General features: G+C 73.4%; 23 protein-coding genes. 11 read left to right on the forward strand and 12 right to left on the reverse strand.

The window, feature by feature from the left end; translation table 11 throughout:
- Positions 1-159: 159 nt before the first annotated feature.
- Entirely contained in the window at positions 160-2,157 is a 1,998-nt protein-coding gene (locus tag AB0I29_RS10625; protein ID WP_357481331.1) for a S9 family peptidase, read from the reverse strand.
- A 24-nt stretch (positions 2,158-2,181) separates the two neighbouring features.
- On the opposite strand from AB0I29_RS10625, the gene AB0I29_RS10630 reads away from it, so the two are divergent.
- Complete coding sequence (locus AB0I29_RS10630; protein ID WP_285101151.1) at positions 2,182-2,751, forward strand: PaaI family thioesterase; 570 nt, start codon at positions 2,182-2,184, stop codon at positions 2,749-2,751.
- 194 nt (positions 2,752-2,945) lie between these two features.
- Here the strand turns inward: AB0I29_RS10630 and AB0I29_RS10635 are convergent, their stop codons facing one another.
- A complete protein-coding gene (locus tag AB0I29_RS10635; protein WP_285101150.1) occupies positions 2,946-3,431 on the reverse strand; it encodes a DUF456 domain-containing protein in 486 nt (161 codons plus the stop codon).
- Between the two features lie 44 nt (positions 3,432-3,475).
- On the opposite strand from AB0I29_RS10635, the gene AB0I29_RS10640 reads away from it, so the two are divergent.
- Positions 3,476-4,336, forward strand: a complete 861-nt coding sequence (locus AB0I29_RS10640) for an arylamine N-acetyltransferase (protein WP_357481335.1) — start codon at positions 3,476-3,478, stop codon at positions 4,334-4,336.
- Positions 4,337-4,367: 31 nt separating this feature from the next.
- Here the strand turns inward: AB0I29_RS10640 and AB0I29_RS10645 are convergent, their stop codons facing one another.
- A complete protein-coding gene (locus AB0I29_RS10645) occupies positions 4,368-4,721 on the reverse strand; it encodes a hypothetical protein (RefSeq protein ID WP_285101147.1) in 354 nt (117 codons plus the stop codon).
- Between the two features lie 482 nt (positions 4,722-5,203).
- Between AB0I29_RS10645 and AB0I29_RS10650 the strand changes: the two genes are divergently transcribed.
- Genes AB0I29_RS10650 through cobA form a run of 3 tightly spaced genes read left to right on the forward strand, consistent with a single transcriptional unit; the run spans position 5,204 to position 9,070 of the window.
- Positions 5,204-6,949, forward strand: coding sequence for a nitrite/sulfite reductase (locus AB0I29_RS10650; protein ID WP_357481338.1), 1,746 nt, complete (start codon positions 5,204-5,206; stop codon positions 6,947-6,949).
- A complete protein-coding gene (locus tag AB0I29_RS10655) occupies positions 6,946-7,806 on the forward strand; it encodes a phosphoadenylyl-sulfate reductase (protein ID WP_357481341.1) in 861 nt (286 codons plus the stop codon). Before AB0I29_RS10650 ends, AB0I29_RS10655 begins: the two co-directional genes overlap by 4 nt.
- Entirely contained in the window at positions 7,799-9,070 is a 1,272-nt protein-coding gene (gene cobA, locus AB0I29_RS10660; protein ID WP_357481344.1) for a uroporphyrinogen-III C-methyltransferase, read from the forward strand. The genes AB0I29_RS10655 and cobA overlap by 8 nt, the downstream gene beginning before the upstream one ends.
- Before the next feature lie 72 nt (positions 9,071-9,142).
- Here cobA and AB0I29_RS10665 read toward each other — a convergent pair whose 3' ends face one another.
- Positions 9,143-9,838, reverse strand: a complete 696-nt coding sequence (locus AB0I29_RS10665; RefSeq protein ID WP_285101140.1) for a response regulator transcription factor — start codon at positions 9,836-9,838, stop codon at positions 9,143-9,145.
- Positions 9,835-11,316, reverse strand: coding sequence for a PspC domain-containing protein (locus tag AB0I29_RS10670; RefSeq protein ID WP_357481347.1), 1,482 nt, complete (start codon positions 11,314-11,316; stop codon positions 9,835-9,837). Before AB0I29_RS10670 ends, AB0I29_RS10665 begins: the two co-directional genes overlap by 4 nt.
- A gap of 136 nt (positions 11,317-11,452) precedes the next feature.
- Here AB0I29_RS10670 and AB0I29_RS10675 point away from each other — a divergent pair, with 136 nt between their 5' ends.
- Both AB0I29_RS10675 and AB0I29_RS10680 read left to right on the forward strand, forming a co-directional pair.
- The gene (locus AB0I29_RS10675; RefSeq protein WP_357481350.1) at positions 11,453-13,078 is read left to right on the forward strand and encodes a PspC domain-containing protein; all 1,626 of its coding nucleotides are present in this window, start codon (positions 11,453-11,455) and stop codon (positions 13,076-13,078) included.
- Between the two features lie 11 nt (positions 13,079-13,089).
- Complete coding sequence (locus AB0I29_RS10680; protein ID WP_357481353.1) at positions 13,090-13,725, forward strand: hypothetical protein; 636 nt, start codon at positions 13,090-13,092, stop codon at positions 13,723-13,725.
- Here AB0I29_RS10680 and AB0I29_RS10685 read toward each other — a convergent pair.
- Positions 13,722-14,165 (reverse strand): aromatic ring-opening dioxygenase LigA, encoded by a 444-nt coding sequence (locus tag AB0I29_RS10685; protein ID WP_285101132.1) that lies wholly within the window; start codon positions 14,163-14,165, stop codon positions 13,722-13,724. The genes AB0I29_RS10680 and AB0I29_RS10685 overlap by 4 nt on opposite strands.
- Positions 14,166-14,245: 80 nt before the next feature.
- On the opposite strand from AB0I29_RS10685, the gene AB0I29_RS10690 reads away from it, so the two are divergent.
- Both AB0I29_RS10690 and AB0I29_RS10695 read left to right on the forward strand, forming a co-directional pair.
- Positions 14,246-15,400, forward strand: a complete 1,155-nt coding sequence (locus AB0I29_RS10690; protein ID WP_357481357.1) for a glycosyltransferase family 4 protein — start codon at positions 14,246-14,248, stop codon at positions 15,398-15,400.
- A gap of 9 nt (positions 15,401-15,409) precedes the next feature.
- Entirely contained in the window at positions 15,410-16,036 is a 627-nt protein-coding gene (locus AB0I29_RS10695) for an A24 family peptidase (RefSeq protein ID WP_357481360.1), read from the forward strand.
- 45 nt (positions 16,037-16,081) lie between these two features.
- On the opposite strand, the gene guaA is transcribed toward AB0I29_RS10695, so the two are convergent.
- From guaA to AB0I29_RS10715, 4 genes are read right to left on the reverse strand one after another with little or no spacing between them, the layout of a single operon-like run.
- Positions 16,082-17,674: a glutamine-hydrolyzing GMP synthase gene (gene guaA / locus AB0I29_RS10700; protein ID WP_285101126.1), complete on the reverse strand. Its 1,593-nt coding sequence runs from the start codon at positions 17,672-17,674 to the stop codon at positions 16,082-16,084.
- Positions 17,675-17,727: 53 nt separating this feature from the next.
- On the reverse strand, positions 17,728-18,876 hold the full coding sequence (dgoD, locus tag AB0I29_RS10705) for a galactonate dehydratase (protein ID WP_357481363.1): 1,149 nt from the start codon (positions 18,874-18,876) through the stop codon (positions 17,728-17,730).
- Between the two features lie 10 nt (positions 18,877-18,886).
- Positions 18,887-19,504 (reverse strand): 2-dehydro-3-deoxy-6-phosphogalactonate aldolase, encoded by a 618-nt coding sequence (locus AB0I29_RS10710; protein WP_357481367.1) that lies wholly within the window; start codon positions 19,502-19,504, stop codon positions 18,887-18,889.
- Positions 19,501-20,610 carry a 2-dehydro-3-deoxygalactonokinase gene (locus tag AB0I29_RS10715; protein WP_357481370.1) on the reverse strand — a complete coding sequence of 370 codons (1,110 nt, stop codon included), beginning with the start codon at positions 20,608-20,610 and terminating at the stop codon, positions 19,501-19,503. Before AB0I29_RS10715 ends, AB0I29_RS10710 begins: the two co-directional genes overlap by 4 nt.
- Positions 20,611-20,696: 86 nt before the next feature.
- On the opposite strand from AB0I29_RS10715, the gene AB0I29_RS10720 reads away from it, so the two are divergent.
- Positions 20,697-21,512, forward strand: coding sequence for an IclR family transcriptional regulator (locus AB0I29_RS10720; protein WP_357481373.1), 816 nt, complete (start codon positions 20,697-20,699; stop codon positions 21,510-21,512).
- Between the two features lie 64 nt (positions 21,513-21,576).
- Here the strand turns inward: AB0I29_RS10720 and AB0I29_RS10725 are convergent, their stop codons facing one another.
- Together AB0I29_RS10725 and AB0I29_RS10730 are read right to left on the reverse strand one after the other, a co-directional pair.
- Positions 21,577-23,322 carry an ABC transporter ATP-binding protein gene (locus tag AB0I29_RS10725; protein ID WP_357481376.1) on the reverse strand — a complete coding sequence of 582 codons (1,746 nt, stop codon included), beginning with the start codon at positions 23,320-23,322 and terminating at the stop codon, positions 21,577-21,579.
- The gene (locus AB0I29_RS10730; RefSeq protein ID WP_357481379.1) at positions 23,319-25,148 is read right to left on the reverse strand and encodes an ABC transporter ATP-binding protein; all 1,830 of its coding nucleotides are present in this window, start codon (positions 25,146-25,148) and stop codon (positions 23,319-23,321) included. The genes AB0I29_RS10725 and AB0I29_RS10730 overlap by 4 nt, the downstream gene beginning before the upstream one ends.
- Before the next feature lie 93 nt (positions 25,149-25,241).
- Between AB0I29_RS10730 and AB0I29_RS10735 the strand changes: the two genes are divergently transcribed.
- On the forward strand, positions 25,242-25,649 hold the full coding sequence (locus AB0I29_RS10735; RefSeq protein ID WP_357481381.1) for a DUF3817 domain-containing protein: 408 nt from the start codon (positions 25,242-25,244) through the stop codon (positions 25,647-25,649).
- Position 25,650 lies beyond the last annotated feature (1 nt).

Raw genomic sequence — 25,650 nt, forward strand, 5'->3', positions numbered from 1 at the left:
CAGCCGGAGCAGCCCTACGACGGATCGTGCCCCGCAGGGAAGCGTGACCCCTGCGCGGCCACGGGTGCCCGCCACAGGTCTCTCTGTGGCGGGCACCCGTGTGCGCGGCGCGCCAGGACCCCGCACGTGCGGCCCGCGGGCGACCGCCGCAACTCCGCGTCAGGCGACGGGCAGGTACCGCCTCCACCAGTCGAGGATGATCTCGAACCGCTGCTGCCTGTGGCGCGGGCGCCCGGAGCGGGACAGCTCGTGGTTCTCGCCCGGGAAGACCACCAGCTCCGTCTCCACGCCGTTGCCCTTGAGCGTCGAGTAGTAGCGCTCCGCCTGCGGCAGCGGGCAGCGCAGGTCCAGCTCGGAGTGCAGCACGAGCGTGGGCGTCGTCACCTGCCCGACGACGGCCTGCGGCGACTGCGCGGCCACCTGCTCGGGCTTCTCGCCCACGTACTCCAGGCCGAAGAACGAGCCGATGTCGCTGGTGCCGAAGAACACGTCGGGGTCGAGGAACCCGCGCTCCACGACCGCGCCCGCGAACCGGTGGTCGTGGGCGATGGTCCAGGCCGTGAGGTACCCGCCGTACGAACCGCCGAGCACGCCCACGCGGGACCCGTCCAGCCGCCCGTCCGCGGCGACCGCGCCGTCCAGGAAGTCCAGCACGTCGTGCAGGTCCACGGTGCCCATCGCCTGCTTGATCGTGCGTCCGTGCGCCTGCCCGTAGCCCGCCGAGCCGCGCGGGTTGCAGTAGACGACGGCGTACCCGGCGTCGACCAGCACCTGCGTCTCGTCGAACAGCCGCACGTCGTAGGACGCGTAGGGACCACCGTGGATCATCAGCAGGGTCGGGTGGGTGCCCGTCCCCTCGGGCACCGCGACCCAGCCGTGCACGGGGTACCCGTCGCGCCCGGTCACGGTCAGCTCGGTGGGGGTCACGACGCCGGCCGCGCGCAGCGGCGCGGAGAAGTCCGTGCGGGGGCGGATCTCGCCGTCCACGACGACGCCCACCTCGCCGTAGGTGCCCGCGTCGCCGTAGGCGACGGCGAGCGTCCCGCCCCCGACGCCGATGTCGGAGATGAGCACGTCGCCGCTGGTCAGCTGGGTTGTGGTGCCGTCGTCGGCGATGCGGACCACCTGCTGGGTGCCCCGGGACGCGAGCACGAGCAGCACGCCGCCGTCGGCCAGCGGCACCGGCTCGTGACCCAGCTCCTGCGTCTCCGGGTCGGTGAGCCGCCGGGGCTCCGGGTCGGCCCACGCGGACAGCACGTACAGCGCGGCGTTGCGGGCCACGAAGTCCTTGCCCTCGGGGCCGTGGTCCTGGGCGAGCACGTACAGCTCACCGCCCGGGCCGAACGCGACCGCCTGGGGACCGAGGGTCCCGAGCTCGACCTCGGAGCCGCCGCCCGCGGCCCCGGCCGCCAACGGCAGCACGCGCAGGATGCTGCGGCCCACCTGGCCCGCGCCCTGCTCACGCTCGGCGAGCACGGCGATCGAGCCGCCGTCGGGCGTGAAGGCGATCCCGCTGTGGTCGACGTCGTCCGTGGTCACCCTCCGGGGTTCCGGCACGGTGGGCCGTGGTTCGGCCGGGCCCTGCGGGGTCGCGACGGGCTGGACCACGGGCTCGGCGTCGACGTCGGGCACGTCGACGAGGTACACGTGCTGCGGGCGGTCGCGGTGGTAACCCAGGCCGTTGCGCGTCCAGCTCCACTCCGTGATGCGGCGCGGTCCCTCGGCCCCCGGCGCGATGCCCTCGACCGAGCCGTAGCGGCCCGGCTCGGGCTCGCGGCTCAGGAACGCGAGGCGCCTCCCGTCGGGCGACCAGCGGAACCCGCTCACGCCGAGCGTGCGGTCCGTGACCTGCACGGCCTCTCCGCCCCCGACCGGGAGCACCCAGAGCTGCGGGGCGCCCTGCGGCTGCGCGCGCAGGAAGGCGACCAGGGCGCCGTCGGGCGAGAAACGCGGCTCGGTGTCGCGGAAGCCGCGGGTGAGGCGGCTGGGCTCGGCACCGGCGCCGGTGGCCGGGGCCAGCGGCACCCGCCAGAGCTGCCCGACGACGGCGTCCGCCTCCAGGTCGGGGCGGGTCACCGACACGACGGCCCACATACCGTCCGGGTGGACGGCGGGCCGGGAGACGGTGCGGATCAGGGGGAGGTCGGCTGCCTGCATGAGCCGGACACTACCCTTGCGAGCATGTCCGAAACACAGCAGACCGATGCGCCGGGCGCTCACGAGGCCGCGACCGCGCACGAGGCCTGGGGCGAACCCCGCAGCCGCGACCTGACCTGGTACGACCCCCTCCGGACCGCGGCACAGGCACCGCTGACGTCCGGCGTCGAGTTCCTGCGCCGGATGCGCGACGGCCTCATCCCGCCGCCGCCGATCGCCTCCCACTTCGGCCTGGACATCGACGAGGTCGAGGAGGGGCGCGTGACCTTCCGGTGCACACCGGACGAGTCCGGCTACAACCCGATCGGCACGATCCACGGCGGCGTGCTCTGCACGCTGCTCGACACGGTGTGCGGCTGCGCCATCCAGTCGGTGCTGCCGCAGGGCAAGGGCTACACCTCGATCGAGATCAAGGTGAGCTACGTCAAGGCCGTGCGCGGCGGCGGCGGGCCGCTCACCGCCGAGGGCACGGTCGTCAAGGCCGGCTCCCGCGTGGGCTTCACCGAGGGCGTGGTGCGGGACGCGACGGGTGCGGTGGTGGCCACGGCGTCGAGCACCCTGCTGGTCTTCGACCTCCCGACGCCGGGCGCCTGACGCCGTCGACCCACCCCCTGCCGCGGCGTAGCCCACCCGCGCGCCCCGGCACGAAGTGCGCTTCTACCCAGCCATTGGGCCCGAAAACACGCTGTTTTCGGGCCCAATGGCTGGGTAGAAGCGCACCTTCGCGGCTCGGCCCGACGTTCGCCCGGCCCGACGCTCACCCCGGTGCGGCCGACCCGGCCGCGGCGTCAGCCCGTGATGAAGAGGCCGACCACCCACGCGCCCGTCGCGATCAGCGAGCCCACGAGCTGGACGCCGATCGTGATCAGCGTGGCCTGGACGGCGGCCTTGGTGGCGCCCCACGCGGCCGACACGTCCTTACGGCGCGCCCACTCCAGCAGGAAGATCGCGGCGACGAAGAACAGGAACAGGCCGATCACCGGCACCACGAAGAAGCCGATGATGCCCGCGATGCCGCCCACGGCGAGCGTCAGCACCGGTACCTCGGCCTTGCGCATGTGCTTGCCGGCCAGGATCCACTGGAACACCTCGGCGACGGCGATGGCGACGGCGGCGATGCCGAACACGACCCACGCCTCGACGCCGCCGGTGAAGATGGCCCACACGAGGATGCCGCCCAGCACGAGCACGGCGCCGGGCAACACCTGGACGACGATGCCGATCAGCCCGACCAGGATTGCGACACCGACGAGTACCTCTGCCCAAACGTCCACGGCCGCACACTAGCCTGCTGGTGCAAATCGGACACCGAGCCCGGATGGATATCCTGCTCGCCATGGAGCACGAGGCGGCCGGCTACCTGGCCCGGCTGGGCCTGGAGGCGCGGCCCCCGGCGACGGTCGGGACGCTGTTCGAGATCCACCGGCGGCACGCGGAGCGCATCCCGTACGAGAACCTGCACACCATGCTCGGCGACCCGCCCGCGATCGGCGCCGCCGCGACCCTGGCGCGCGTGGCCACGGGCGGCAACGCGGGCTACTGCTTCCACCACAACGGCGTCATGACGACGGCGCTGCGGGCGCTCGGCTACGACGTCGTCCCCGCGTGGGGGCACAACTGGGACTCCGAGGCCGAGCGTGCCGACGTGTACGTGGGGCACCTGGCACTGTCCGTGCGGGGGCTGCCCACCGCGGAGAACCCGGGCGGCGTCTGGTGGCCCGACGTCGGCTGCGGCGACGGCCTGCACGAACCGTTGCCGCTGGCCGCGGGCGAGTACCGGCAGGGCCCGTTCACCTACCGGCTCGACGTGCGCGACGACGGCTGGACGTTCCACCACGACGCCCAGGGCAGCTTCGGCGCCGTCGACCTCTTCGACGAGGCGCTCACGCCCGAGCAGGCCGACGCCGCCCACCGCCGGCTGACCGCGCCGGACGGCGGGGCGTACGCCCGCAAGCTGGTGGTGCAACGCCGTCTGCCCGACGCCGCGGAGACGCTGCGCGGCTGCCAGTTCACGCGGACCGGGTCACGCGCCGAGCAGGTCGAGCTCACGACGTACGACGACTGGCGCGACGGCCTGCGGACGCTGGGCATCACGCTGCGGGGCATCAACGACGACGCCCTGCGGGGACTGTTCGACCGCAGCCTGGCAGCGCACCGGGACTGGGTGGCGACGCGCTAGCGACGCCGTCCTGCCCGGTGCGCGCCCGGTGTCAGTTCCAGAAGACCGCGACCCCGATGTTCACCAGGGTGAGGCCGAGCACGGAGCCCTTGAGGCCCTGCGACACGTTCTCGCCCTTGCGCACCGCGATCACGGCCAGCACGGCGACGGCGAGTGCGATCACGAGCTTGACGCCGATCTTCGCCATCGACGGGCCACCGTCGTCCCAGAGGCCGCCCATCTCGGCGATGCCGACCATGATGACGCCCGCGACGACGGCCCCCATGGCACCGTGCGAGACACCCTTGTAGAGAGCCTTGGTCCGCAGCGACGCGATCGAGCCGCCGAAGACGAGAGCCCAGCTCGCGAAGTGCAGGAACACGAAGACGTTGTAGAGGAACTCCATGGTCGGCAGCCTATCCGCGGCAGGGGTTCGAATCGCCCGAATACCGCGCGACGCGCGCGGTCGTGACAATTTTCACAAGGTCTACCAGGACACACCCCGGCCGTGTTTCCCGACCGGTTAGGTCGGGAAATGCATAGGCAACATTGATGCACCCAATAGACATCCACTATATGGACATGGTCTTCCACCCGTCCGAACCCGCGGTTACGGTCTTCGCCATGACCAAGGCAGCGCGCATCTCCCTCGTGACAGCTCGTCACGAGATGCCCATGTGTGCCATGCCGACCTGTGCCTGCGACCGCTGTCGCAGCTGTCAGCCCTGACGCGCCCCTCGCCCCCTGCAAGGTCAGCGCGCGCCGCCGGCCCGCAGCGCTGAGTCCCTGGTCATCCCCGGGAACCGGCCACCTGTGCCCGCACGACGCGCACCACTCCCCCCAGCACGCCCCACGCCCGCGCGCCCCGCACCGAACAGGACCCCGCACATGGTGAACACGGCCCCCACCCCGCCCGAGACCCGTACCCCTGCACGGCGCACGCCCACGACGTCGAAGCGCCCGGCCCGGCCGAACGGCCAGTGGAAGGTCGACGGCACCGCGCCGCTGAACCACAACGAGGAGTTCAAGCAGGAGTCGGACCCGCTGGAGGTCCGCGACCGCATCGAGCGGATCTACGCCAAGGAGGGCTTCGACGCCATCCCCGGCGACGACCTGCACGGCCGGTTCCGCTGGTGGGGCCTGTACACGCAGCGCAAGCCCGGGATCGACGGCGGCAAGACCGCCACGCTGGAGCCGCACGAGCTCGAGGACAAGTTCTTCATGCTGCGCGTGCGGATCGACGGCGGCGCTCTGACCACCGAGCAGCTGCGCACCATCGCAGGCATCAGCACGGAGTTCGGCCGCGGGTCGGCGGACATCACCGACCGGCAGAACCTGCAGCTGCACTGGATCGAGGTCGAGTCGGTGCCGGAGATCTGGCGGCGGCTGGAGGCCGTGGGGCTGAGCACCACGGAGGCCTGCGGCGACGTGCCGCGCGTCATCCTCGGCAGCCCCGTGGCGGGCGTCGCCAAGGACGAGCTGATCGACCCGACGCCCGTGATCGAGCAGATCCAGGAGCGCTTCATCGGCGATCCCGCCCTGGCGAACCTGCCGCGCAAGTTCAAGTCGGCGATCACCGGCCACCCCAGCCTCGACGTCGTGCACGAGATCAACGACATCTCGTTCGTCGCCGTGGACCACCCCGAGCTGGGGATCGGCTACGACCTGTGGGTCGGCGGCGCGCTCTCGACGGCGCCGCGCCTCGCGGAGCGCCTGGGCGTGTTCGTCACGGAGGAGCAGGCGCCCGACGTCTGGCACGGCGTGGTCCGGATCTTCCGCGACTACGGCTACCGCCGGCTGCGCAACAAGGCGCGCCTGAAGTTCCTGCTGGCCGACTGGGGCACCGAAAAGTTCCGCGAAGTTCTCGAGTCGGAGTACCTGGGCTACCGGCTGCCCGAGGGCGTCGCCCCGCCGTCGCCCGCCTCGCTGGGGCTGGACGAGCGCGGCGACCACGTCGGCGTGCACGAGCAGCACGACGGCCGGTTCTACATCGGCGCCGCGCCGACCGTCGGCCGGGTGTCGGGCGAGACCCTGGCCAGGCTCGCCGACCTCGCCGAGGCCCACGGCAGCAGCCGGGTGCGCCTGACGCCGCAGCAGAAGCTGCTGGTCCTCGACGTCGCGCAGGAGCAGGTCGAGCCGCTGGTGGCCGGCCTGGCCGAGCTGGGTCTCCAGGCCCGGCCGAGCCCGTTCCGCCGCAACACCATCGCCTGCACGGGCATCGAGTACTGCAAGCTCGCGATCGTCGAGACCAAGGCGACGTCCGCCGCGGCGATCACGCAGCTCGAGGAGCGCCTCGGGGACCTGACGCACCTCAAGCCGCTGAGCCTGCACGTCAACGGCTGCCCCAACTCCTGCGCGCGGATCCAGACGGCCGACATCGGCCTCAAGGGCCAGCTCGTCATGGACGACGACGGCAACCAGGTGCCCGGCTTCCAGGTGCACCTGGGCGGCGGCCTGGCCTCGACGGACCGGGACGACGCCGGGCTCGGGCGCACCGTGCGCGGGCTCAAGGTGACCGCCGACGGCATCGGCGACTACGTGGAGCGGGTCGTGCGCCGGTTCGACGCCGACCACGACGGCGACGAGACCTTCGCCCAGTGGGCGCACCGCGCCGACGAGGAGGCCCTCCGATGACGGCCACCGACGAGGCGCCCGCCTCCTCTCTCGCGCTCTCCGGGCTCGGCCCGGGCGACAACCCGCGCCTGGCGCGGGTCCGCGCCCGCGCCGCGGCCCGCGAGAGCACCCGTGACGCCCGCCGGGCCGCCCGGGCCACGCGCCGCCGTCGGACGCCGGAGGAGCTGCGGGCCGTCGTGGAGCGCGGCCAGGCCCAGCTGCACGCCTCCCCGGGCAGCCCCGAGGCGGACGCCGCGGCCGTCATCGCCTGGGCCGTGCGCGAGTTCGGGCCGTGGATGGCCGTGGCCTCCTCGATGCAGGACACCGTGCTGTCGCACCTGGTGGCGCAGCAGCTCCCGTTCGTCGACGTGCTGTTCGGCGACACCGGCTACCACTTCGCGGAGACCCTGGGCACCCGGGGCGCCGTGGAGATCGAGCTGGACGTGAACGTCGTGGACGTGCGCCCCGAGCTGACCGTGGCCGAGCAGGACGCCGCCTACGGACCCCGGCTGCACGACACCGACCCCGAGGCCTGCTGCGCGATGCGCAAGGTCGCGCCGATGAAGAAGGCGCTGGAGGGCTACGAGGCGTGGGCCACCGGCGTGCGCCGCGAGGAGACGGTGGCGCGGGCCAACGCGCCCCTCGTGTCCTGGGACGAGCGCAACGGCGTGGTGAAGATCAACCCGATCGCGGCGTGGACGGACGACCAGGTCGCGGACTACGCGGCCCGGCACGGGCTCATCGTGAACCCGCTGCTCACCGACGGCTACCCGTCCGTCGGCTGCGAGCCCTGCACCGCGCGCCCGCTGCCGGGCCAGGACGCGCGCTCGGGCCGCTGGGCCGGCCGCGACAAGGACGAGTGTGGTCTCCATGTCTGACATCTACCCGCTGGGGCTCAAGGTCGCGGGCCGGCTCGTCGTCGTGGTCGGCGGCGGGCCCGTCGCCACACGCCGCGTCCGTTCCCTGGTCGACGCCGGCGCGCGGGTGCGCGTGGTTGCGCCGCATACGGTGCTCGGCGAGCAGGGGATCGCCGTCGCGTCGGAGACGCTCGACCCGGTGGACGAGCCTCAGCCAGGAACGATCGAGTGGGTGCGGCGCGAGTACCGCACGGGCGACCTCGACGGCGCGTGGCTCGCGCACACAGCCACGGGTTCCGCGGTCACGGACCAGCAGGTGGCCGACGACGCCGAGCGCGCCCGGGTCTTCTGCGTCACCGCGGGCGACGCGTCCGTGGGCAGCGCGTGGGTCCCGGCCGTGGCCCGGACCGCCCTGACCGACGGCGCCGAGGTGACCGTCGCCGTGACCGCCGGCCGGGACCCGCGACGTGCGCGGGCGATCCGGGACGCGGTGGCGGGCCAGCTCCAGTCGGGCGCGCTGCCGCTGCGGCGTCAGCGGGCTCGGGCAGATGCGGATGCGGACGGCGCCGCGCCCGGCCGCGTCTGGCTCGTCGGCGGCGGCCCGGGCGACACCGGCCTCATCACGGCGCGGGGCAGGAGCGTCCTGGCCCAGGCCGACGTCGTCGTCGTGGACCGGCTCGGCCCGCGTGCCCTGCTCGACGAGCTCGCGCCCGAGGTCGAGGTGATCGACGTCGGCAAGACCAGCGGGAACCACCCGGTGCCGCAGCACGAGATCAACGCGCTGCTGGTCCAGCACGCGCGGGCGGGCCGCGACGTCGTGCGCCTCAAGGGCGGCGACCCGTATGTGTTCGGCCGCGGCGGCGAGGAGCTCGCCGCGTGCCGTGCGGCGGACATCGCGGTCGAGGTGGTGCCGGGCGTGACGTCGGCGGTCTCCGTGCCGGCGGCCGTCGGCATCCCGGTGACCCACCGCGGCGTCGCCCGCGGCTTCAGCGTCCTGACCGGGCACGACGGCGCCGCGCAGGTGCCGGGCGGCCCCGACCACACGCTCGTGCTGCTCATGGGCGTGACCCACCTGGCCGACACGGCGACGGCACTGATCACCGCCGACCGCCCGGCCGACACCCCGGCCGCCGTGGTCGAGGACGGCTACGGCCCGCGCCAGCGCGTCACGGTCGGCACCCTGTCCACGATCGCGGCCCGCGCCGCGGCGGCGGGCGTCAAGCCCCCGGCCATCATCGTGGTCGGCGACGTGGTCCGCCTCAGCCCGGCCTGGCCAACCCCCTAGCTCGTTGAGTGCTGGATCTTCGCCTGCGCGAAGGCCATCAACCGGACGAACATCCAGCACTCAACGGAACCACTACAGCAGGCGGCGGGCCACCGCCCAGCGGGTCAGCTCGTACCGGGACGAGAGCTGCAGCTTGCGGAGCACCGCGCTCACGTGCGTCTCGACCGTCTTGATCGAGATGAACAGCTCGCTCGCCACCTCGCGGTAGGAGTACCCGCGCGCGATGAGCCGCATGACCTCCTGCTCGCGCTTCGAGAGGCGGTCGAGCTCGTCGTCGGCCACGGCGATGTCGTTCGCGGAGGCGCCGAACGCGTCCAGCACGAACCCGGCCAGCCGCGGCGAGAAGACGGCGTCACCACCGGCCACCTGCACCACCGCGGACGACAGCTCCGACGGCGCGATGTTCTTCGTGACATACCCTCGGGCACCCGCCCGGATGACGGAGACGACGTCCTCCGCGGCGTCGGACACGGACAGCGCGAGGAACCGGACGCCGTCCGTCAGCAGGTCGGCGCAGCGCTGCACCACCTCGGCACCGCCGCCGCCGTTGCCGCCGGGCAGGTGCACGTCGAGCAGCACCACGGGCGGGCGGTGCTCGTGCACCTGCGCCACGGCGGTGTCCACGTCGGACGCCTCGCCGACCACGGTCACGCGGTCGTCCAGCGAGGCGCGCACGCCCGTGCGGAACAGGTGGTGGTCGTCCACGAGCACCACCGGTACCGGGAGCGGCACCAGCCCGCCGCCCGACGCCGTCGCCTGGGTTGTCATCTCGTCGCACCTTCCGCTGTGGTGGGCACGGCGTCGGGAGCCGTCTCGGCCCGCGCCCTGCCGTTCTTCTCGGTCTTCTTCTCGCCGCCCGCGGGCTTGCGGTCGCCGTTCGCCGGCTTCCGATCGCCGTTCGCGGGCCGACGTTCGCCGTTCGCGGGCTTCTCCAGCGGCATCCGCAGCCGTACCTCGGTACCCCATCCTTCCCGGCTGACGACCTCGGCGGTGCCGCCACGCCGACGCACCCGCCCGAGGATCGACTCGCGGACGCCGAACCGGTCGACCGCGATCTCGTCGAGGTCGAAGCCGTCGCCGCGGTCGCGGACGAACACCTCGGCCACGGCGTCCGTGACCTCCAGGTACACCGACACGGGCGGCTTGCCGTGCTTGAACGCGTTGAGCAGCGCCTCGCGCGCGGCCTGCAGCAGCGCGGCGGTGCACTCGGTGGGCGGGCAGTCGCCCACGACCACGGTCTCGACGGTGAGCGGCGCCACGGCGTCCTCGATCTCGGCGACCAGGTCCTTCAGCTCGGCGGCCACGGACGTGCCCGGCTCCCGCCGGTCGTCGTAGAGCCAGCCGCGCAGCTCGCGCTCCTGGGCGCGGGCCATGCGGGAGACAGCCTCGGGGTCGTTGGCCTGCGACCGGATCAGGGCGAGGGTCTGCAGCACAGAGTCGTGCAGGTGGGCGGCGATGTCGGCGCGCTCGGACTCGCGGGCGCGGGCGGCGCGTTCGTCGCCGAGCTGCCGCACGAGCCGGATCCACCAGGGCACCGACACGAGCACGAGACCCGCCACCATCGCGACCGACGCGACCGTGGCCTGCATCAGCACGCTCACGGGCGTGTCCTGGCCCACGAGCATCAGCACGCCCAGCATGGTCAGCACCACGCCGCCGGCGAGCCGGAGCAGTGCCGTCCGCGAGCGCAGGAGCGAGCCGGTGCCCGACCCGCCCACCCAGCGGTCCCGGTCGGTCGCGTCGATCTGGCTCCAGGCCAGGGCCACGCCGCCGAGCCCGATGAGGGCGGGCAGCACCCAGGACGCGACCGGGTCCCAGCCCGCGCGGTACGCGACGAGCAGCGCCGCGCCGGACAGCAGGGCCACGCCGAGCCAGATGTCGCGCGCCGCGAGCCGGGAGACCGGCCCGGACAGCCGCATGCGCTCGGCGAGGGAGGCGGCGTTGCGTTCCTGCGCACCCGCGTCGGCGTCCGCGTCGGTGGTCAGGCGCGGCGCGAGACGGGCGCGGTCGGTGGGCACGGCGGCGACGGGCACGGTCGGGACGCCCGCGGGGATCGTCACCCACCAGAAGACATAGGCGACCACACCGGCCCCGGCGAACCCGCTGAGCACGACGAACGCGACCCGGACCAGCCACACCGGCAGGCCGGTGTGCGCCGCCAGGCCGGCGGCCACGCCGGCCAGCCAGCGGCCGCTGTGTCCCGGCCCGGCCTTGCCGGGTCTGCGGAGGGTGAGTCTTTGGTTCACACCCTGATCGTCACATGTCCGCACTCCCCTGAACATGGCTGAGCCTGGATCTCAGGGTCCCGCGCGGGGGTAACCAGGGTCGGTTCAGGGCAGGTCCCGATGCCGGATCCGCCGCCGGTCGACAAGCATGGATGTCATGAGCACCGACGAGACGCGTCCCGAGGACGCCACGAGAGAGCCGGGTGGCCCGGCCGACGCCAGGTCTGTCGGCCCGGACCCCGCAGACCCGGCGACGAGCCCCGCACCTGACGCAGCCGCCGACCCGAACGTCGGCCCTGCACCGGCCGCCCCCGGCCAGCAGCCCTACCCGGAGACCGGCTTCTTCGCCTCGATCCGCCGCGGCCTGTTCCCCCGCTCCGACCAGCGCTGGGTGGGCGGCGTCGCCGGCGGCGTCGCCGAGCGCATCGGCTGGGACCCGCTGCTGGTGCGCGGCCTGCTGATCATCAGCTTCTTCCTCGGCGGCCTCGGCCTCGTCGCGTACGGCGTCGCCTGGGCGCTGCTCCCCGAGCGCGACGGGCGCATCCACCTGCAGGAGGCGATCCGCGGCAACTTCGACGTCGCGATGCTCGGCGCGGTGGCCGTCTTCCTGGTCGGGTTCGCCTGGGGCGGCCCGCTGGGCTGGTGGGACGACGGCGGCTGGGAGTGGCTCGCCGTCATCTTCTGGCTCGCCGTGGTCGGGGTGGTGCTCTACCTGATCGTCCAGGGCGTGCAGCGCTCGCGGGACAACAACGTGGCCCGGCGCCAGGGCACCGCCCCCGGCGTGCCGGGGGCACCGACCCCGGGTGCGCCCACGGCGGGTACCCCCGTCGGTACCCCGACGCCGGGCACCCCGACCCCGGGCGCGCCGTCCGGCACCACCGCCCCGTTCGCACCGGCGCCGCAGGTCGACTACCGCCGCAACGAGGGCCTGGTCTACGCGAGCGGCGCCGGTCCCCGGCACCAGGGCCAGTCGCTGCAGTCCCCGAACCGCCCGGCCGCGACGCACCCGCCGCAGCCGGTCTACACCGCACCGCCGGTGCGCACGTCGCGGGGTCCGGGTGGCACCGCCGTCGGCATCACGCTCGGCGTGATCCTGCTGGCAGGCGCGCTGCTGCTGGCGGTCGAGCGCCTGGGCGGCGGCGGCTACCTGATCGACGGCGGCGTGGGGTTCCTGGCCGCCTGGCTGGGCCTCGGCACCGTGGCGCTCGGCGTCGCGATCCTCGTCTCGGGCCTGCGCGGCCGCACCAGCGGTGTGCTCGGCTTCTTCGCGATCGTCGCCCTGCTGTTCGGTGTCACGTACGTGGGCGTCGCCGGCACCCCCACCCGTGACTGGGTGGACGACGCCGTGGTGAACGGGCAGGAGATCGAGGGCATCATCACCGAGAACGACAACCCGGACGCCGCCTCGATCACCGAGGGGACGATCGCCGTCCAGACGGTGCGCGAGGCAGAGAACGGCTTCTTCGTGCAGTGGGGCGACCCGACCATCGACCTGTCGGAGCTCAACCTGTCCCGGGTCGAGCCCGGCGACCCGGTCGTGGTGCCCATCCAGCTCGGCGCGGGCCAGACCTCCGTGATCGTGCCGAAGGACGTGGCGGTCGAGGCGAACGCCTACGTCGCCGCCGGGGTCGTCCAGTGGAACGTCGACGACCAGGACCGCTCCACGAGCGGCGTCGGCTCCGACAACTACTTCGCCAGCGACGAGGTCGGCGACGACGGCGCCGTGCTCAGCCTCGACATCGAGGCCGGCGCGGGCGAGGTCATCGTCTCCGAGAGCAACTGAGGGAGCACGCCATGACCGACCAGACGAACGACCGGAAGAACCCGAGCGAGACCACCGGCGGGCCCGAGGGCCAGGACACGAGCGAGAACATGGACCACACGACCACGAACGACCCGGACACCGAGGTGCTGCCGGCCCAGGCCACCCCGCCGACCCAGAAGATCGCGCTGGACGACACCCAGCACGTGCCCGAGGCCGCCGCACCGGAGGGCGAGGTGCACCCCGCCTACGGCATCGCCGCGGCGCGGGTCGAGGCGGAGGCCGCCGCGGCCGAGGTCCACGACGCCCCCGTGCGGGACGACTCCGACCCCCTCGCGCCCCTGCGCGAGCCGGCGCCCGGGGCGACCTCGGCGCAGAGGGCGACCCCTCCGCCGTCGGGCAGCGGCCCGGCCACGGCACAGCCGGCGCCGGCCCGCCCCACCCCGGCGGTCCAGCCCGGGCAGCCGTCGGCTCCCGCCGCCCCCAGGCGCGGCCCGCGCGTGGGGACGGCGGTGTGGGGCCTGATCGTCATCGCGGTCGGGCTGGGGATCCTCGCGGTCGCGGCCGGCGTGGTGTTCGACCTGGGCGTGGCCCTGATCGTGCTGCTCGGCGCCGCGGGCGTGATCCTCGTCGCCGGTTCCGTGATCTCCAGCGTCCGACGCCGCTAGGGGGTCCGGGCCAGTCTCTGCAGTGCTCCCCCGATCACGCCCAGGACGATCCCGAGCCCGACCACCAGGGCACAGACTCCGAACGCGACCACCGAGGTGAACAGCGACGCACGCAGGAACGACGCGTCCATCACGGTGTCGCGGACGGGGTCGTCCTGCTCCAGCTCGGCGTACGTCGCCCCGCCGGACGCCTCGAGGGCGTGGTGGTTGATGATGTCCGCCTGGGCGTAGGCCGTGAGCGGTCCCTGCACCTGCTGACCTGCGAAGACGCCTCCCATGAACGTGGAGTCGTCGGAGACGGTGATCTTCTCTGCCGAGAGCTGCGTCGCGACGAGAATCCACACGGCGATCCCCGCCACGATCATGATGATCGCGGCGACGATGACGAACACACCAGCACCCTTGACCCCTCTGACGGGGACTTTCGTGTAGTCGCTCATCCTGCAACGCTAAGTACGGACCACGCGCCGCGCGCGGCGTGGCACCAGGTAGGAGGCCCGCCGGTGCGAGGATGGCGGGCGTGCGCATCACCCACGTGTCCGACACGTACCTTCCGCTGCTGGGCGGGATCGAGTCCCAGGTGAGCCGCCTGGCCGCGCAGCAGGTCGCGGCGGGGCACGACGTCGAGGTCATCACGACCACCCCCGCGGTGCCCGGCGCGCACGGAGTGAGCACCGCCGTCGAGGACGGCGTCGTCGTGCACCGGATCGCGGCTCGCATCCCGGGCGGGTGGCCGATCCACCCGCGCTCCACCGCGCACGTGACCACCCGCCTGCGGGCGGCGGTCGCCCGGGGCGAGCGACCCGACGTCGTGCACCTGCACATGGGGGTGCTCGCCCCCACCGCGCAGGCCGCGCTGCGGCCCGTGACCCGGCTGGGGCTGCCAGCGGTGCTGACCGTGCACAGCGTGTGGGGCAACGCGTCGCGTCTCTTCGCCGCCGCCGACGCCGCGGCGGGCTGGTCCCGCTGGCCCGTGCGCTGGTCGGCGGTCAGCGGGATGACGGCGGAACCCCTGCGCCGGCTGCTGCGCACCGGGGCCGACGTCGTGATCCTGCCCAACGGCCTCGACCTGGACGCCTGGCGGGTGCCGCGCACCGAACGCGCGAACCGGCCCGAGGGCGCGGCCGTGCACGTGGTGTCGGCCGCGCGGTTCGCGCCCCGCAAGCGCATGCTGCCGCTGCTCGCCGCGATCGCCGACGCCGTGGGCCGGCTCCCGGAGGGCGCGCTGTTCGTGACGCTCGCCGGTGACGGCCCGGAACGCGGCGCCGCCCGGAAGTTCGTCGCGGAGCACGGCCTGCGCGACGTCGTCTCCCTGCCCGGACGCCTCACCGCGACCGAGCTGAAGCGCCTGTACGCGCGCGCCGACGTGTACGCCGCGCCCTCCTCCGACGAGGCCTTCGGGATCGCCGCGCTGGAGGGACAAGCCGCGGGGCTGACCGTGATCGCCCACTCCCGGTCGGGCCTGGCCGAGCGCGTGGTCGACGGCGTCACCGGCCTCCTGGTGCCCGACGACGTGGCGCTGACCGCCGCGCTCGTGCGGCTCGCGGCAGAGCCCGGCCTGCTCGACGGGCTGCTCGCCGCCGCCGCGACCCCGCCGGCGGGCGTGGGCTGGCCGGACGTCCTGGCCACGACGGACCGGGTCTACGCGGAGGCGGCGACGCTGGCGCGCCGATAGCCTCCCCGGGTGAGCCCCTCCGAACCGGCCCCGACGAGCCCGGTGGAACACTTCGCCGTCCGGCACTACCGGCGCGCGCGGACCGAGGTGGCGCCCTGGGCGCGGAGCAGCGGCGTCGTCTCCCTGATCGCCGCGGTGTGGGCCGTCTGGGCGAGCGGGCCGGGCTGGCTCACGCCCGCCTACCTGGTGCTCGCGGTCGTCGGCGCGGCGCTCGGCGTGATCGACGCGCACACCCACCGGCTGCCCGACGCGCTGGTGTTTCCGCTGACCTGGGCGACGGCGGTACTGCTCGCGGTGGCCGCCCTCGGCACCGGGTCGTGGGGCGACCTCGGCCGCGCGGCGCTGGGCGGGATCGCTTTCTTCGCGCTCTACCAGGTGCTGTACCTGGTGTCCCCGCGCGGCGGGATCGGGTACGGCGACGTCAAGCTCTCGCTGAGCCTGGGCGCGTTCCTGACGTGGCACTCGTGGGGCACGCTCCTGGTCGGCGTCTTCGCCGCGCACCTGGTGGCCGGCGTGGTCGCGATCGTGCTGCTGCTGGGCCGGCGCGCGGGCTGGAAGTCGGGCATCGCGTTCGGCCCGTACCTGCTGCTCGGCACGGCGATCGGCCTGACCTGGGCCCGGCTCACCGCCTGGTGACAGACCACGGCCCCACCCCGGTGACCGGGGCGGGGCCGCAGGACGTCACTCCCACTCGATGGTGCCCGGCGGCTTGCTCGTCACGTCGAGCACCACGCGGTTGACCTCACGCACCTCGTTGGTGATGCGCGTCGAGATGGTCGACAGCACGTCGTAGGGCAGCCGGGTCCAGTCCGCCGTCATCGCGTCCTCGGACGAGACCGGGCGCAGCACGATCGGGTGGCCGTAGGTACGGCCGTCGCCCTGGACGCCCACCGAGCGGACGTCGGCGAGCAGCACCACGGGGCACTGCCAGATCTCGTTGTCGAGGCCGGCCCTGGTCAGCTCCTCGCGGGCGATCGCGTCGGCGCGGCGCAGGATCTCCAGGCGCTCTGCCGTGATCTCGCCGACGATCCGGATGCCCAGGCCCGGGCCGGGGAACGGCTGACGCGAGACGATCTCCTCGGGCACGCCGAGCTCGCGACCCACCGCGCGGACCTCGTCCTTGAACAGGGTGCGCAGGGGCTCGACCAGCTCGAAGTCCAGGTCGTCGGGCAGGCCGCCCACGTTGTGGTGGCTCTTGATGTTGGCCGCGCCCTCGCCGCCGCCGGACTCCACGACGTCCGGGTACAGGGTGCCCTGCACCAGGAACTTGACCTCCTCGCCGTGCGCGCCGGCCTCGGCGACGATGTCCCGCTGCGCGTCCTCGAACACGCGGATGAACTCGCGGCCGATGATCTTGCGCTTGGTCTCCGGGTCGCTGACGCCGGCGAGCGCCGTCAGGAAGCGCTCCTTCTCGTCGCGGACGATCAGGCGGACGCCGGTCGAGGCGACGAAGTCGGTCTCGATCTGCTCGACCTCGCCGGCCCGCATGAGGCCGTGGTCCACGTGCACGCAGGTGAGCTGGTCGCCCACGGCCTGCTGCACGAGCGCGGCGGCGACGGCGGAGTCGACGCCGCCGGACAGCGCGCAGATGACGCGGGCGTCGCCGATCTGGGCCTTGATGGCCGCGACCTGGTCGGCGATGACGTTGCCGGGGGTCCAGTCGGGCTTGAGCCCGGCGCCCTCGTACAGGAAGTGCTCCAGCACCGTCTGGCCGTGCGCCGAGTGCCGCACCTCGGGGTGCCACTGCACGCCGAACAGGCGGCGGCGGGTGTCCTCGAAGGCGGCGACGGGCGAGCCGTCCGACGTCGCGAGCACCTCGAAGCCGACCGGCGCGCGGTGCACGGCGTCGCCGTGGCTCATCCAGGCGGTCTGGTGCTCGGGGGTGTCGGCGAGCAGCACGCCCGAGGCGCACACCTCGACCTCCGTGCCGCCGAACTCGCTCAGCCCGGTCTGCGCGACCTCGCCGCCGAGCGCCTGCGCCATGGCCTGGAAGCCGTAGCAGATGCCCATGACGGGCACGCCGGCCTCGAAGAGCTTGGGGTCCACGAACGGGGCGCCGGCCGCGTACACGGACGAGGGGCCGCCGGACAGGATGATGGCCGCGGGGTCCTTGGCGAGCATCTGCTCGACCGTGAACGTGTGCGGCACGATCTCCGAGTACACCTTGGCCTCGCGCACGCGGCGCGCGATCAGCTGGGCGTACTGCGCGCCGAAGTCGACGACGATGACCGGGCGGGGGGTCTGCGGCTGGTTCTCAGGGGCAGTGGACGACACCCGGCAAGTCTATGTGCCCGACGGCGGCCCGGCGCCCCACGGCGGAGTTGGGCTCACCACTCCGCGAACGAGCCGTCCTCGTGCCGCCAGACCGGGTTGCGCCACCGGTGCCCCTCCGCGGCGCGCTCCCGGACGTAGTCCTCGTTCACCTCGATGCCCAGGCCCGGCCCCTGCGGGATGGCGACGGAGCCGTCCTCGTAGGCGAAGACGCCGGGGTCGACGATGTAGTCCAGCAGGTCGTTCGCCTTGTTGTAGTGGATGCCCAGGCTCTGCTCCTGGATCACCGCGTTGTACGCGACGGCGTCGAGCTGCAGGCAGGCAGCCAGCGCGATCGGGCCGAGCGGGCAGTGCGGCGCCATGGCGATGTCGTAGGCCTCGGCCATCGCCGCGATCTTGCGCACCTCGGTGATGCCGCCGGCGTGGGACAGGTCGGGCTGGATGATGTCGACGACGCCCGTGGTGATGACGTTCTTGAAGTCCCACCGGGAGTACAGCCGCTCCCCGAGCGCGATGGGCGTGGTCGAGTTCCGCAGCACGTCGGCGATGCCGTCGACGTGCTCGGAGAGCACGGGCTCCTCGACGAACATCAGGTGGTAGGGCGCCAGGGCGTCGAGCAGCACGCGCGCCATCGGGCGGTGCACGCGCCCGTGGAAGTCGACGCCGATGCCGATGTTCGGCCCGACGGCGTCGCGCACCGCCGCCACATTGGCGACCACCCGCTCGACCTTGTCGCGGGAGTCGACGTACTGCAGCTCCTCGGGACCGTTCATCTTGACCGCCGAGAAGCCGCGTTCGACGGCCTCCCTGGCCTGGTCCGCGGTCTCGGCGGGCCGGTCGCCGCCGATCCACGAGTAGACCTTGATCCGGTCGCGCAGCCGGCCGCCGAGCAGGTCGTGCACGGGCACGCCGAGCGCCTTGCCCTTGATGTCCCACAGCGCCTGGTCGATGCCGGCCAGGGCGCTCATGTGGATGCCCCCGCCGCGGTAGAAGCCGGAGCGGTAGAGCACTGTCCAGTGCTCCTCGATCCGGCGGGGGTCCTTGCCGATCAGGTAGTCGGACAGCTCCTCGACGGCGGCGGCGACGCTGGCCGCGCGGCCCTCCAGGACCGGCTCGCCCCAGCCGACGACGCCCTCGTCGGTCTCGATCTTGAGGAAGAGCCACCGCGGCGGCAGGACGAATGTCGTCATCGACGTGATCTTCACGGCATGCCTCTCAGTCGTTGCAGTTCTGGTGCCAGATCCGGACGAGCTCGGCGGCCCGCGCCGCGACCGACTCCGAGGTGTCGCCCGGGCGGTACAGCGAGGTACCGACGCCGGCGCCGGACGCGCCGGCCCGCGCCCAGTCGGCGAGGTTTCCGGCGTCGACGCCGCCGACCGGGACCAGCGCCGTGCCGGACGGCAGCACGCTGGCCCAGGCCCGCATGCCGTCGGTGCCGACCGCCGAGCCCGGGAAGAGCTTGATCGCCCGGGCGCCCGCGTCGAGCGCGGCGAAGGCCTCCGTCGGCGTCGCCGCCCCGGGGTAGCTCTCCAGCCCGAGCCGCACGGTCTCGGCGATCACGTCGGGCCGGGTGTTGGGCGAGACGATGAGCGAGGCCCCGGCGTCGGCCGCCCGGCGCACGTCGTCCGGGCCGAGCACGGTGCCCGCCCCGACGCGCCGGTCGGCAGGGCCCGCCGCGCGGATCCGGCGGACGGACTCCAGCGGGTCCGGGGAGTTCAGCGGTACCTCGACGGCGTCGAAGCCCGCCGCGAGGACCGCCTCCGCGACGGCGACGGCGTCGTCGGGCGTCACGCCGCGCAGGATGGCGATCAGGCCGGTGGACCGGGTGTTCATGCGTGCTGCTCCTCGGCGGGGTCGAGCGAGGCGGGGTCGAGCGAGGCGGGGTCGAGCGAGGCGGGGTCGAGCGAGGCCAGGCCCGCGTCGACGGCGACGCGCCACAGGCCGCGGGCGGTGACGTCCTCGCCGACGGAGCGGACCGTGACGCCGGACCGCTCCAGGGCGAGGCGGTAGCGGTGCGTGGTGGACGGCGACCCGCACAGGACGACGACGTCGGCCGGCTCGGCGCGCAGCGCGTGCCGCACCTCGCCGCCGATCAGCAGCCCGGACAGGTAGTCGGCCACCTCCGGGCCGGCGAGGCGACCCGCCAGCACGAGAGTGCGCGCCGTGAACAGCAGCGCCGGAAGGCCGCGCTCGTCGCCGTGCTCGGCCTCCGCCTCGAGACCCCAGGTGAAGGCGTCCGAGGCCTCCGTGCCGGGCTCCCCCTCCGCGAGCCGACCGAGGATGCTGTCCCGCAGCAGGAGGCCGTAGAGCTCTCCGGTCATGGCGGTGGTGAAGCCCGCGACGCAGCCGCCGTCGAGGCGCACCCACTTGGAGTGCGTGCCGGGCAGCACGACGGTCTGCTGGCGGTCGGGGGCGGCCGGGTGCTCAGGAGCGGGCGCGTGCTCGGGAGCGGGCGCGTGGTCCGGGGCGGGCGCGTGCTCGGGAATGGTCGTGGCCAGCGCGCCGACAAGCTGCACCTCCTCGCCACGCATGACGTCCGGGAGGGGCCCCGTGGCCCGCAGCCCCGGGACGAGGTGGACCACGGAGTCGCCCGCCGGCACCACCGTCAGCCGGTAGGCGAGGCCGCCGAGCTCCGCCGGCACGTCCAGGTACCCGGCGTCGGCCCAGCCGAGGTTCGACCCGGCCATCCCGGAGCACAGCACGGGGATGCCAGGGTGCTCGTCGAGCCAGGGCCGGCACAGCCGGGAGAACGTCGCCTCGAAGGCGGCGGCCCGCGCCCGGGCCGAGTCGGCCCGCTCCGACAGCGAGAGCGCGCCGTCCGCCGTCCGGACGCCGTCCACGACCGCACCCGTGGCGTCCAGGAGCCAGGCCCGGAACGTCGTCGTGCCCCAGTCGAGGGCCACCAGCGCGGCGTCGCGCCTCGGTGCGTCGTCAGCCATGTCCTGGACGGTAGACCCGGGTCCCGATAATCCGAACCTCATCCCTATTATCGGGACTCCGTGGCTGCTCGGGATAGCGTGGCGCGATGACCGCTCCGTCCGACTCCCCCGTGCCGCGCGTCCGGGACGAGTCCGCCGACGCCCCGCCGGGAACGCAGACCCTCGCGCGGGGCATCGCCGTCGTGAACGCCGTCGCCCGCGGCCGCACGCGCCTGCGGGACATCTCGGCGGAGACCGGGGTGGGGCGCAGCACCACCCACCGCCTGCTCCAGCTCCTCCTCGCCACCGGCTACCTGCGCCAGCACGACGACGGCGCCTACGCGCTCGGCCCCGCCCTCATCGAGCTCGGCTACCAGGCCCTCCAGGAGAACCCGGTGACCGGGGTGGGTGCGCCGGTGCTGCGCGCGCTCGCCGAGCGTGTCCACGACACCGTCCACCTCGCCATCGAGGACCGCGGGCAGGTGCTCTACCTCGACAAGATTCCCGGCACGCGCGGTGCGGTGATGCGCTCGCAGATCGGGCACCGCATGCCGCTGACCCGGACCGGGATCGGCAAGGCGCTGCTCCTGGACGAGCCGGGGCGCTGGAGCGAGCAGTTCCTTGCCGAGCGACCCGTCGGCGCGGCAGACGGACTGACGCGGGACGTGCTCACCGTCGAGGCGTTCGTGCAGGTCATGGAGGCTTCGGCGGGCCGGGGCGTCACCTTCGACCTGGAGGAGAACGAGCCGGGCATCCTCTGCGTCGCGGCCCCGGTGCGTGACACGTCGGGCGCGATCGTCGCCGCGATCAGCGTCACGGCGACCCGCCCCTACATGCCCCCGGAACGCCTGGAGACGCTGACCCCGATCGTCCGCGACGCGGCGGGCCGCATCTCGGCCGCCCTCGGCTGGCGCCCTCGTTGAGTGCTGGATATTCGCCCTTTTCTCGGCCAGGAAAGGGCGAATATCCAGCACTCAACGGAACGGGTTATTCGTGCTGCCAGCTGTGCCAGAGCTTGGCGTAGTCGCCGCCCGCGGCGACCAGCTCGTCGTGCGGGCCGATCTCCGTGATGCGGCCGCCGTCGAGCACCGCCACGCGGTCGGCGTCGTGCGCCGTGTGCAGGCGGTGGGCGATCGCCACGACCGTGCGCCCGTCGAGCACCGCGTTGAGCGAACGCTCCAGGTGCCGGGCCGCGCGCGGGTCCAGCAGGGAGGTCGCCTCGTCGAGCACGAGCGTGTGCGGGTCGAGCAGCACGAGCCGCGCGAGCGCGATCTGCTGCGCCTGCGCCGGGGTGAGCTTGTACCCGCCGGAGCCGACCTCCGTAGCGAGGCCGTCCTCCAGCGCCTCCACCCAGCCGTGCGCGTCGACGGCGCGCAGCGCGTCCATCAGCTCGGCGTCGTCGGCCTCGATCTTGGCCAGCCGCAGGTTGTCCGCGAGCGATCCCACGAACACGTGGTGCTCCTGGGTCACGAGCGCGACGTGCTTGCGCAGGTCCTCCAGCGGCAGGTCGACCAGCGGCACGCCGCCGACCTCGACCCTGCCGCCCGTGGGCGGGTGGATGCCGGCGAGCATGCGGCCGAGCGTCGACTTGCCCGAGCCGGACGGACCCACGATCGCCAGCCGCTCACCCACCTTCAGGTCGAGGTCGATGCCGTGCAGCACGTCCGTACCCGCGCGGTAGGCGTAGCGCACGTCGGTGCCGCGCACCTCCTCGTCGTCGGGCTCGGCGTCGCCCGCCGTGCGGTCCGCCGGCACGAGCCGGACACCGATGATGCGGGACAGGGACGTCGCGGCCACCTGGATCTCGTCCAGCCAGAAGATGAGCTCCCAGACCGGCCCCTGGAGCTGGTAGGTGTACATGACGATCGTGGCCACCACGCCGATGGTCACCACGTTCTCGGAGGCCAGGAAGACGCCCCACACGAGCACCGCGAGCGGCGCGACCATGAACGCGAAGTCCACGCCCGGGAACAGCACGGTCCGCAGGTTGAGCGTGCCGCGCTCGGCCTGGAAGGCCTCGCGCAGGTCGTCGTCGCCGCGCGCGGTGCGCCGGCGCCCGATCTTGAGCGCGTCGATGGTGCGCGCGCCCTCGACGGACTCGGTGACGGTGCCGTCGAGCAGCGCGTACGCCGCGGACTCGCGCTGGTAGGCCGGTGCGGCCCGCTTGAGGTACCAGCGGGCGACCGCGACGAGCACCGGCACGCCGACGAACATCGCGATCGCGACCAGGGGCGAGACCACGAGGCTGACCGCCGACGTCAGCACGAGCGTCACCACGGCGATGACCAGCCGCGGCACGCCGAAGCGCACGGCGTTCTGGATGCGGCTGACGTCGCGGGTGGTGCGCGCGATGAGGTCGCCGGTCCCCGCGGTCTCGACCGTGGACAGCGGCAGGGCCGTGACGGTCTCGACGAACTCCTCGCGCATGTCGGCGAACACCGTCTCGCCGAAGACCATGGCGCGACGCTGCGCGAACCGGGTGATCAGCGACTGCAGCACCACGGCCGCGACGGCGGCGAGCACCAGGTTGCGTGCCACCTCGAGGGTGGTGCCGTCGGTGACGGCGTCGACCAGCCTGCCCAGCACGAACGGCCCGGCCAGGCCCGCGATCGCGGCCACGGTGTTGGCCACGGTGATGATGATCAGCGGCCTGCGGTGCCGGCCGAGCAGCGTGCGCGTGTACCGCCAGGTCTCGGCGGCGTCGGCGATCGGCAGGATCTTCCCCGTGCTCATGCCTTGCCTCCTTCCCCTGCATTGGTGGTGCCTGCGTTCGTACCGCCCAGCAGCTCGTCGAGCTCGGCGTCCAGGTCGTCGTCGTCGATCGAGCGGCCCACCACCTTCCGGTAGCGGGCCGCCTCGCGCCCGCCCTCGACATGGGTGGGCAGGTCGAGCAGCTCGCGGTGGGAGCCGTGGGTGACCACGCTCCCGCCGTCCAGGAAGATCACGTCGTCCACGTGGTCGAGCACCAGCGGGCTCGCGGTGACGATCAGCGTGGTCCGGCCCTGCCGCCACTGGGTGAGCCGCTGCGCGATGCGCGCCTCGGTGTGGGCGTCGACCGCGGAGGTGGGTTCGATCAGCACCAGGATCTCCGGGTCGGTGAGCAGCGCCCGCGCGAGCGCCACCCGCTGCCGCTGACCGCCGGACAGCGAACGCCCCTTCTCGGGGATCTCGCCCTCGATGCCGTCGGGCAGCGACTCCAGCACGTCGTGCGCGTCCGCGATGTGCATGGCCCGCAGCAGCGCCTCGGCGTTCGCGGAGTCGCGCACGTCGAGCTCGCCCGCGAGGCGGCCGGAGAACAGCGCCGGCGTCGCGTCCGCGACGACGATCCGTTCGCGCAGCTCCTGCTTGTCGAGGTCGGCCAGCCGGACGCCGCCGAGCATGACCGGGGTGGCGGTCTCCGCGTCGTCGTCGAACCGGCCCATCCGGACCGCGACCTGCGCCGACTCGTCCGGGTCCGCGCTGACCAGCGCGACGACCCGGCCGGGCCGGAGCGTGACGCCCGTGGTCTCGTCGACCAGCGGCACGCCGGCCGGCGGCATCTTTGCGGTGGACCCCGCAGCGCCGGTGGCGGGCACGACCTGCAGCACCTTGACCACCTTGCCCGCCGCGACGTGGGCCTTGGTGACCACGTTGACCGACTGCACCAGCAGGTGCACCGGCCAGGACAGGAACGACGCGTACCCGTAGAACGCGACGAGCTGGCCCGTGGAGATGCGCCCCGCGATGGCCTCCGCCGCACCGAGGTAGACCACCAGCGCGATGAACAGCCCGGGCAGGAGGACCTGCAGGGCGTCGAGGATCGACTGCGTGCCGGCCACCGCGACGCCCGCCTGCCTGACCTTCTGCGACTGGTCCTGGTAGCGGCCGGTGAAGACCTTCTCGCCGCCGATGCCGCGCAGGATGCGCAGGCCGGAGACGGTGTCCGCGCCGAGCGTGGTGAGCCGGCCCTGCGCGTCGCGCTGGTTCTTCTGGTGCCTCTGGAGCGGCTTGACCAGCAGGGCGAGGATCGCCGCCACGACCGGCAGGCCGAGCGCGATGACGAGCCCCAGCGTGACCGACTGGTCCAGCATCAGCACCACCACGATGCCGTAGGTGGCGACGCTGCCGATGGTCTGCGCCGCGATGCCGAAGACCTCGCCGATGCGCATGGTGTCGTTCGCGACCGAGGACACCACCTCACCGGTGGGCAGCTCCTTGGTGATGTTGTGCCCCGACCGGGCCACGGTGCGCGTCACGAGCTGTGACGTACGGAACGCGGCGTGCATCCACGCGGTGATGTCCCACCGGTGGCCGATCGCGTTCGAGGCGATCCAGACGATGCCGACGCCCATCATGACGGCCGCCCACGTCCACGTGGTGCGGTCGAGCCCGGACGCGGAGGCGCTGTCGATGATGCGGCCCAGCAGGAACGGCTGGAAGGCGCTGCAGGTGAACGAGAGCACGCCGAAGAAGATCGCCACGAGCAGCACACGGAGCTGCTTCCTGGCGAGCCACAGGAGCAGGGTGAGCGGACCGCGCAGCGGCGGGGTGCCGGGATCGGCAAAGGGGAGGGGGCGCACGACAACCACCGTACGGAGCACCACTGACATTAATCCACGCTTTATCCACAGGGTGCGGATGGCACCCCCGCGGACGGCATATCCTCATTGGTTGTGAGCACCCCTCAGACCACTCCCGAGATCTCCGCCGAGGCGGCGGCCACCGCGATCCGCAAGGCCCGCGGCGCGATGTCCCGCTACCGCTTCATGGCTCTGGTCACCGGTGTCATGCTGCTGATCCTCTGCGTCGAGCTGGGCATCAAGTACGGCCTCGGCGCGCTGACCGACGTGGACGGCGTCATGCCGTTCATCGCGTGGGTGCCGTTCGCGCACGGCTGGATCTACGTGGTGTACCTGGTCACGGTCGCCGACCTGTGGTCCAAGATGCGCTGGGGCTTCGGCCGCCTGGTCACCATGGTGATCGCGGGCGTGATCCCGGTGATGTCGTTCGTGCTGGAGAAGAAGGTCCACGCCGAGGCCGAGGCGAAGCTCGCCACGCTCGAGGCGCGCTACCTCTCCTGAC

The organism is Promicromonospora sp. NPDC050262 (assembly GCF_040655935.1).
GTDB lineage: Bacteria > Actinomycetota > Actinomycetes > Actinomycetales > Cellulomonadaceae > Promicromonospora.

What these genes read in the sequence shown, in the direction of transcription:
- AB0I29_RS10625 (WP_357481331.1), bottom strand. Translation starts at nt 2,157, where the DNA reads ATGCAGGCAGCCGACCTCCCCCTGATCCGCACCGTCTCCCGGCCCGCC.
- AB0I29_RS10630 (WP_285101151.1), top strand. Translation starts at nt 2,182, where the DNA reads ATGTCCGAAACACAGCAGACCGATGCGCCGGGCGCTCACGAGGCCGCG.
- AB0I29_RS10640 (WP_357481335.1), top strand. Translation starts at nt 3,476, where the DNA reads ATGGATATCCTGCTCGCCATGGAGCACGAGGCGGCCGGCTACCTGGCC.
- AB0I29_RS10645 (WP_285101147.1), bottom strand. Translation starts at nt 4,721, where the DNA reads ATGGAGTTCCTCTACAACGTCTTCGTGTTCCTGCACTTCGCGAGCTGG.
- AB0I29_RS10650 (WP_357481338.1), top strand. Translation starts at nt 5,204, where the DNA reads ATGGTGAACACGGCCCCCACCCCGCCCGAGACCCGTACCCCTGCACGG.
- AB0I29_RS10655 (WP_357481341.1), top strand. Translation starts at nt 6,946, where the DNA reads ATGACGGCCACCGACGAGGCGCCCGCCTCCTCTCTCGCGCTCTCCGGG.
- cobA (WP_357481344.1), top strand. Translation starts at nt 7,799, where the DNA reads ATGTCTGACATCTACCCGCTGGGGCTCAAGGTCGCGGGCCGGCTCGTC.
- AB0I29_RS10665 (WP_285101140.1), bottom strand. Translation starts at nt 9,838, where the DNA reads ATGACAACCCAGGCGACGGCGTCGGGCGGCGGGCTGGTGCCGCTCCCG.
- AB0I29_RS10675 (WP_357481350.1), top strand. Translation starts at nt 11,453, where the DNA reads ATGAGCACCGACGAGACGCGTCCCGAGGACGCCACGAGAGAGCCGGGT.
- AB0I29_RS10680 (WP_357481353.1), top strand. Translation starts at nt 13,090, where the DNA reads ATGACCGACCAGACGAACGACCGGAAGAACCCGAGCGAGACCACCGGC.
- AB0I29_RS10685 (WP_285101132.1), bottom strand. Translation starts at nt 14,165, where the DNA reads ATGAGCGACTACACGAAAGTCCCCGTCAGAGGGGTCAAGGGTGCTGGT.
- AB0I29_RS10710 (WP_357481367.1), bottom strand. Translation starts at nt 19,504, where the DNA reads ATGAACACCCGGTCCACCGGCCTGATCGCCATCCTGCGCGGCGTGACG.
- AB0I29_RS10715 (WP_357481370.1), bottom strand. Translation starts at nt 20,610, where the DNA reads ATGGCTGACGACGCACCGAGGCGCGACGCCGCGCTGGTGGCCCTCGAC.
- AB0I29_RS10720 (WP_357481373.1), top strand. Translation starts at nt 20,697, where the DNA reads ATGACCGCTCCGTCCGACTCCCCCGTGCCGCGCGTCCGGGACGAGTCC.
- AB0I29_RS10725 (WP_357481376.1), bottom strand. Translation starts at nt 23,322, where the DNA reads ATGAGCACGGGGAAGATCCTGCCGATCGCCGACGCCGCCGAGACCTGG.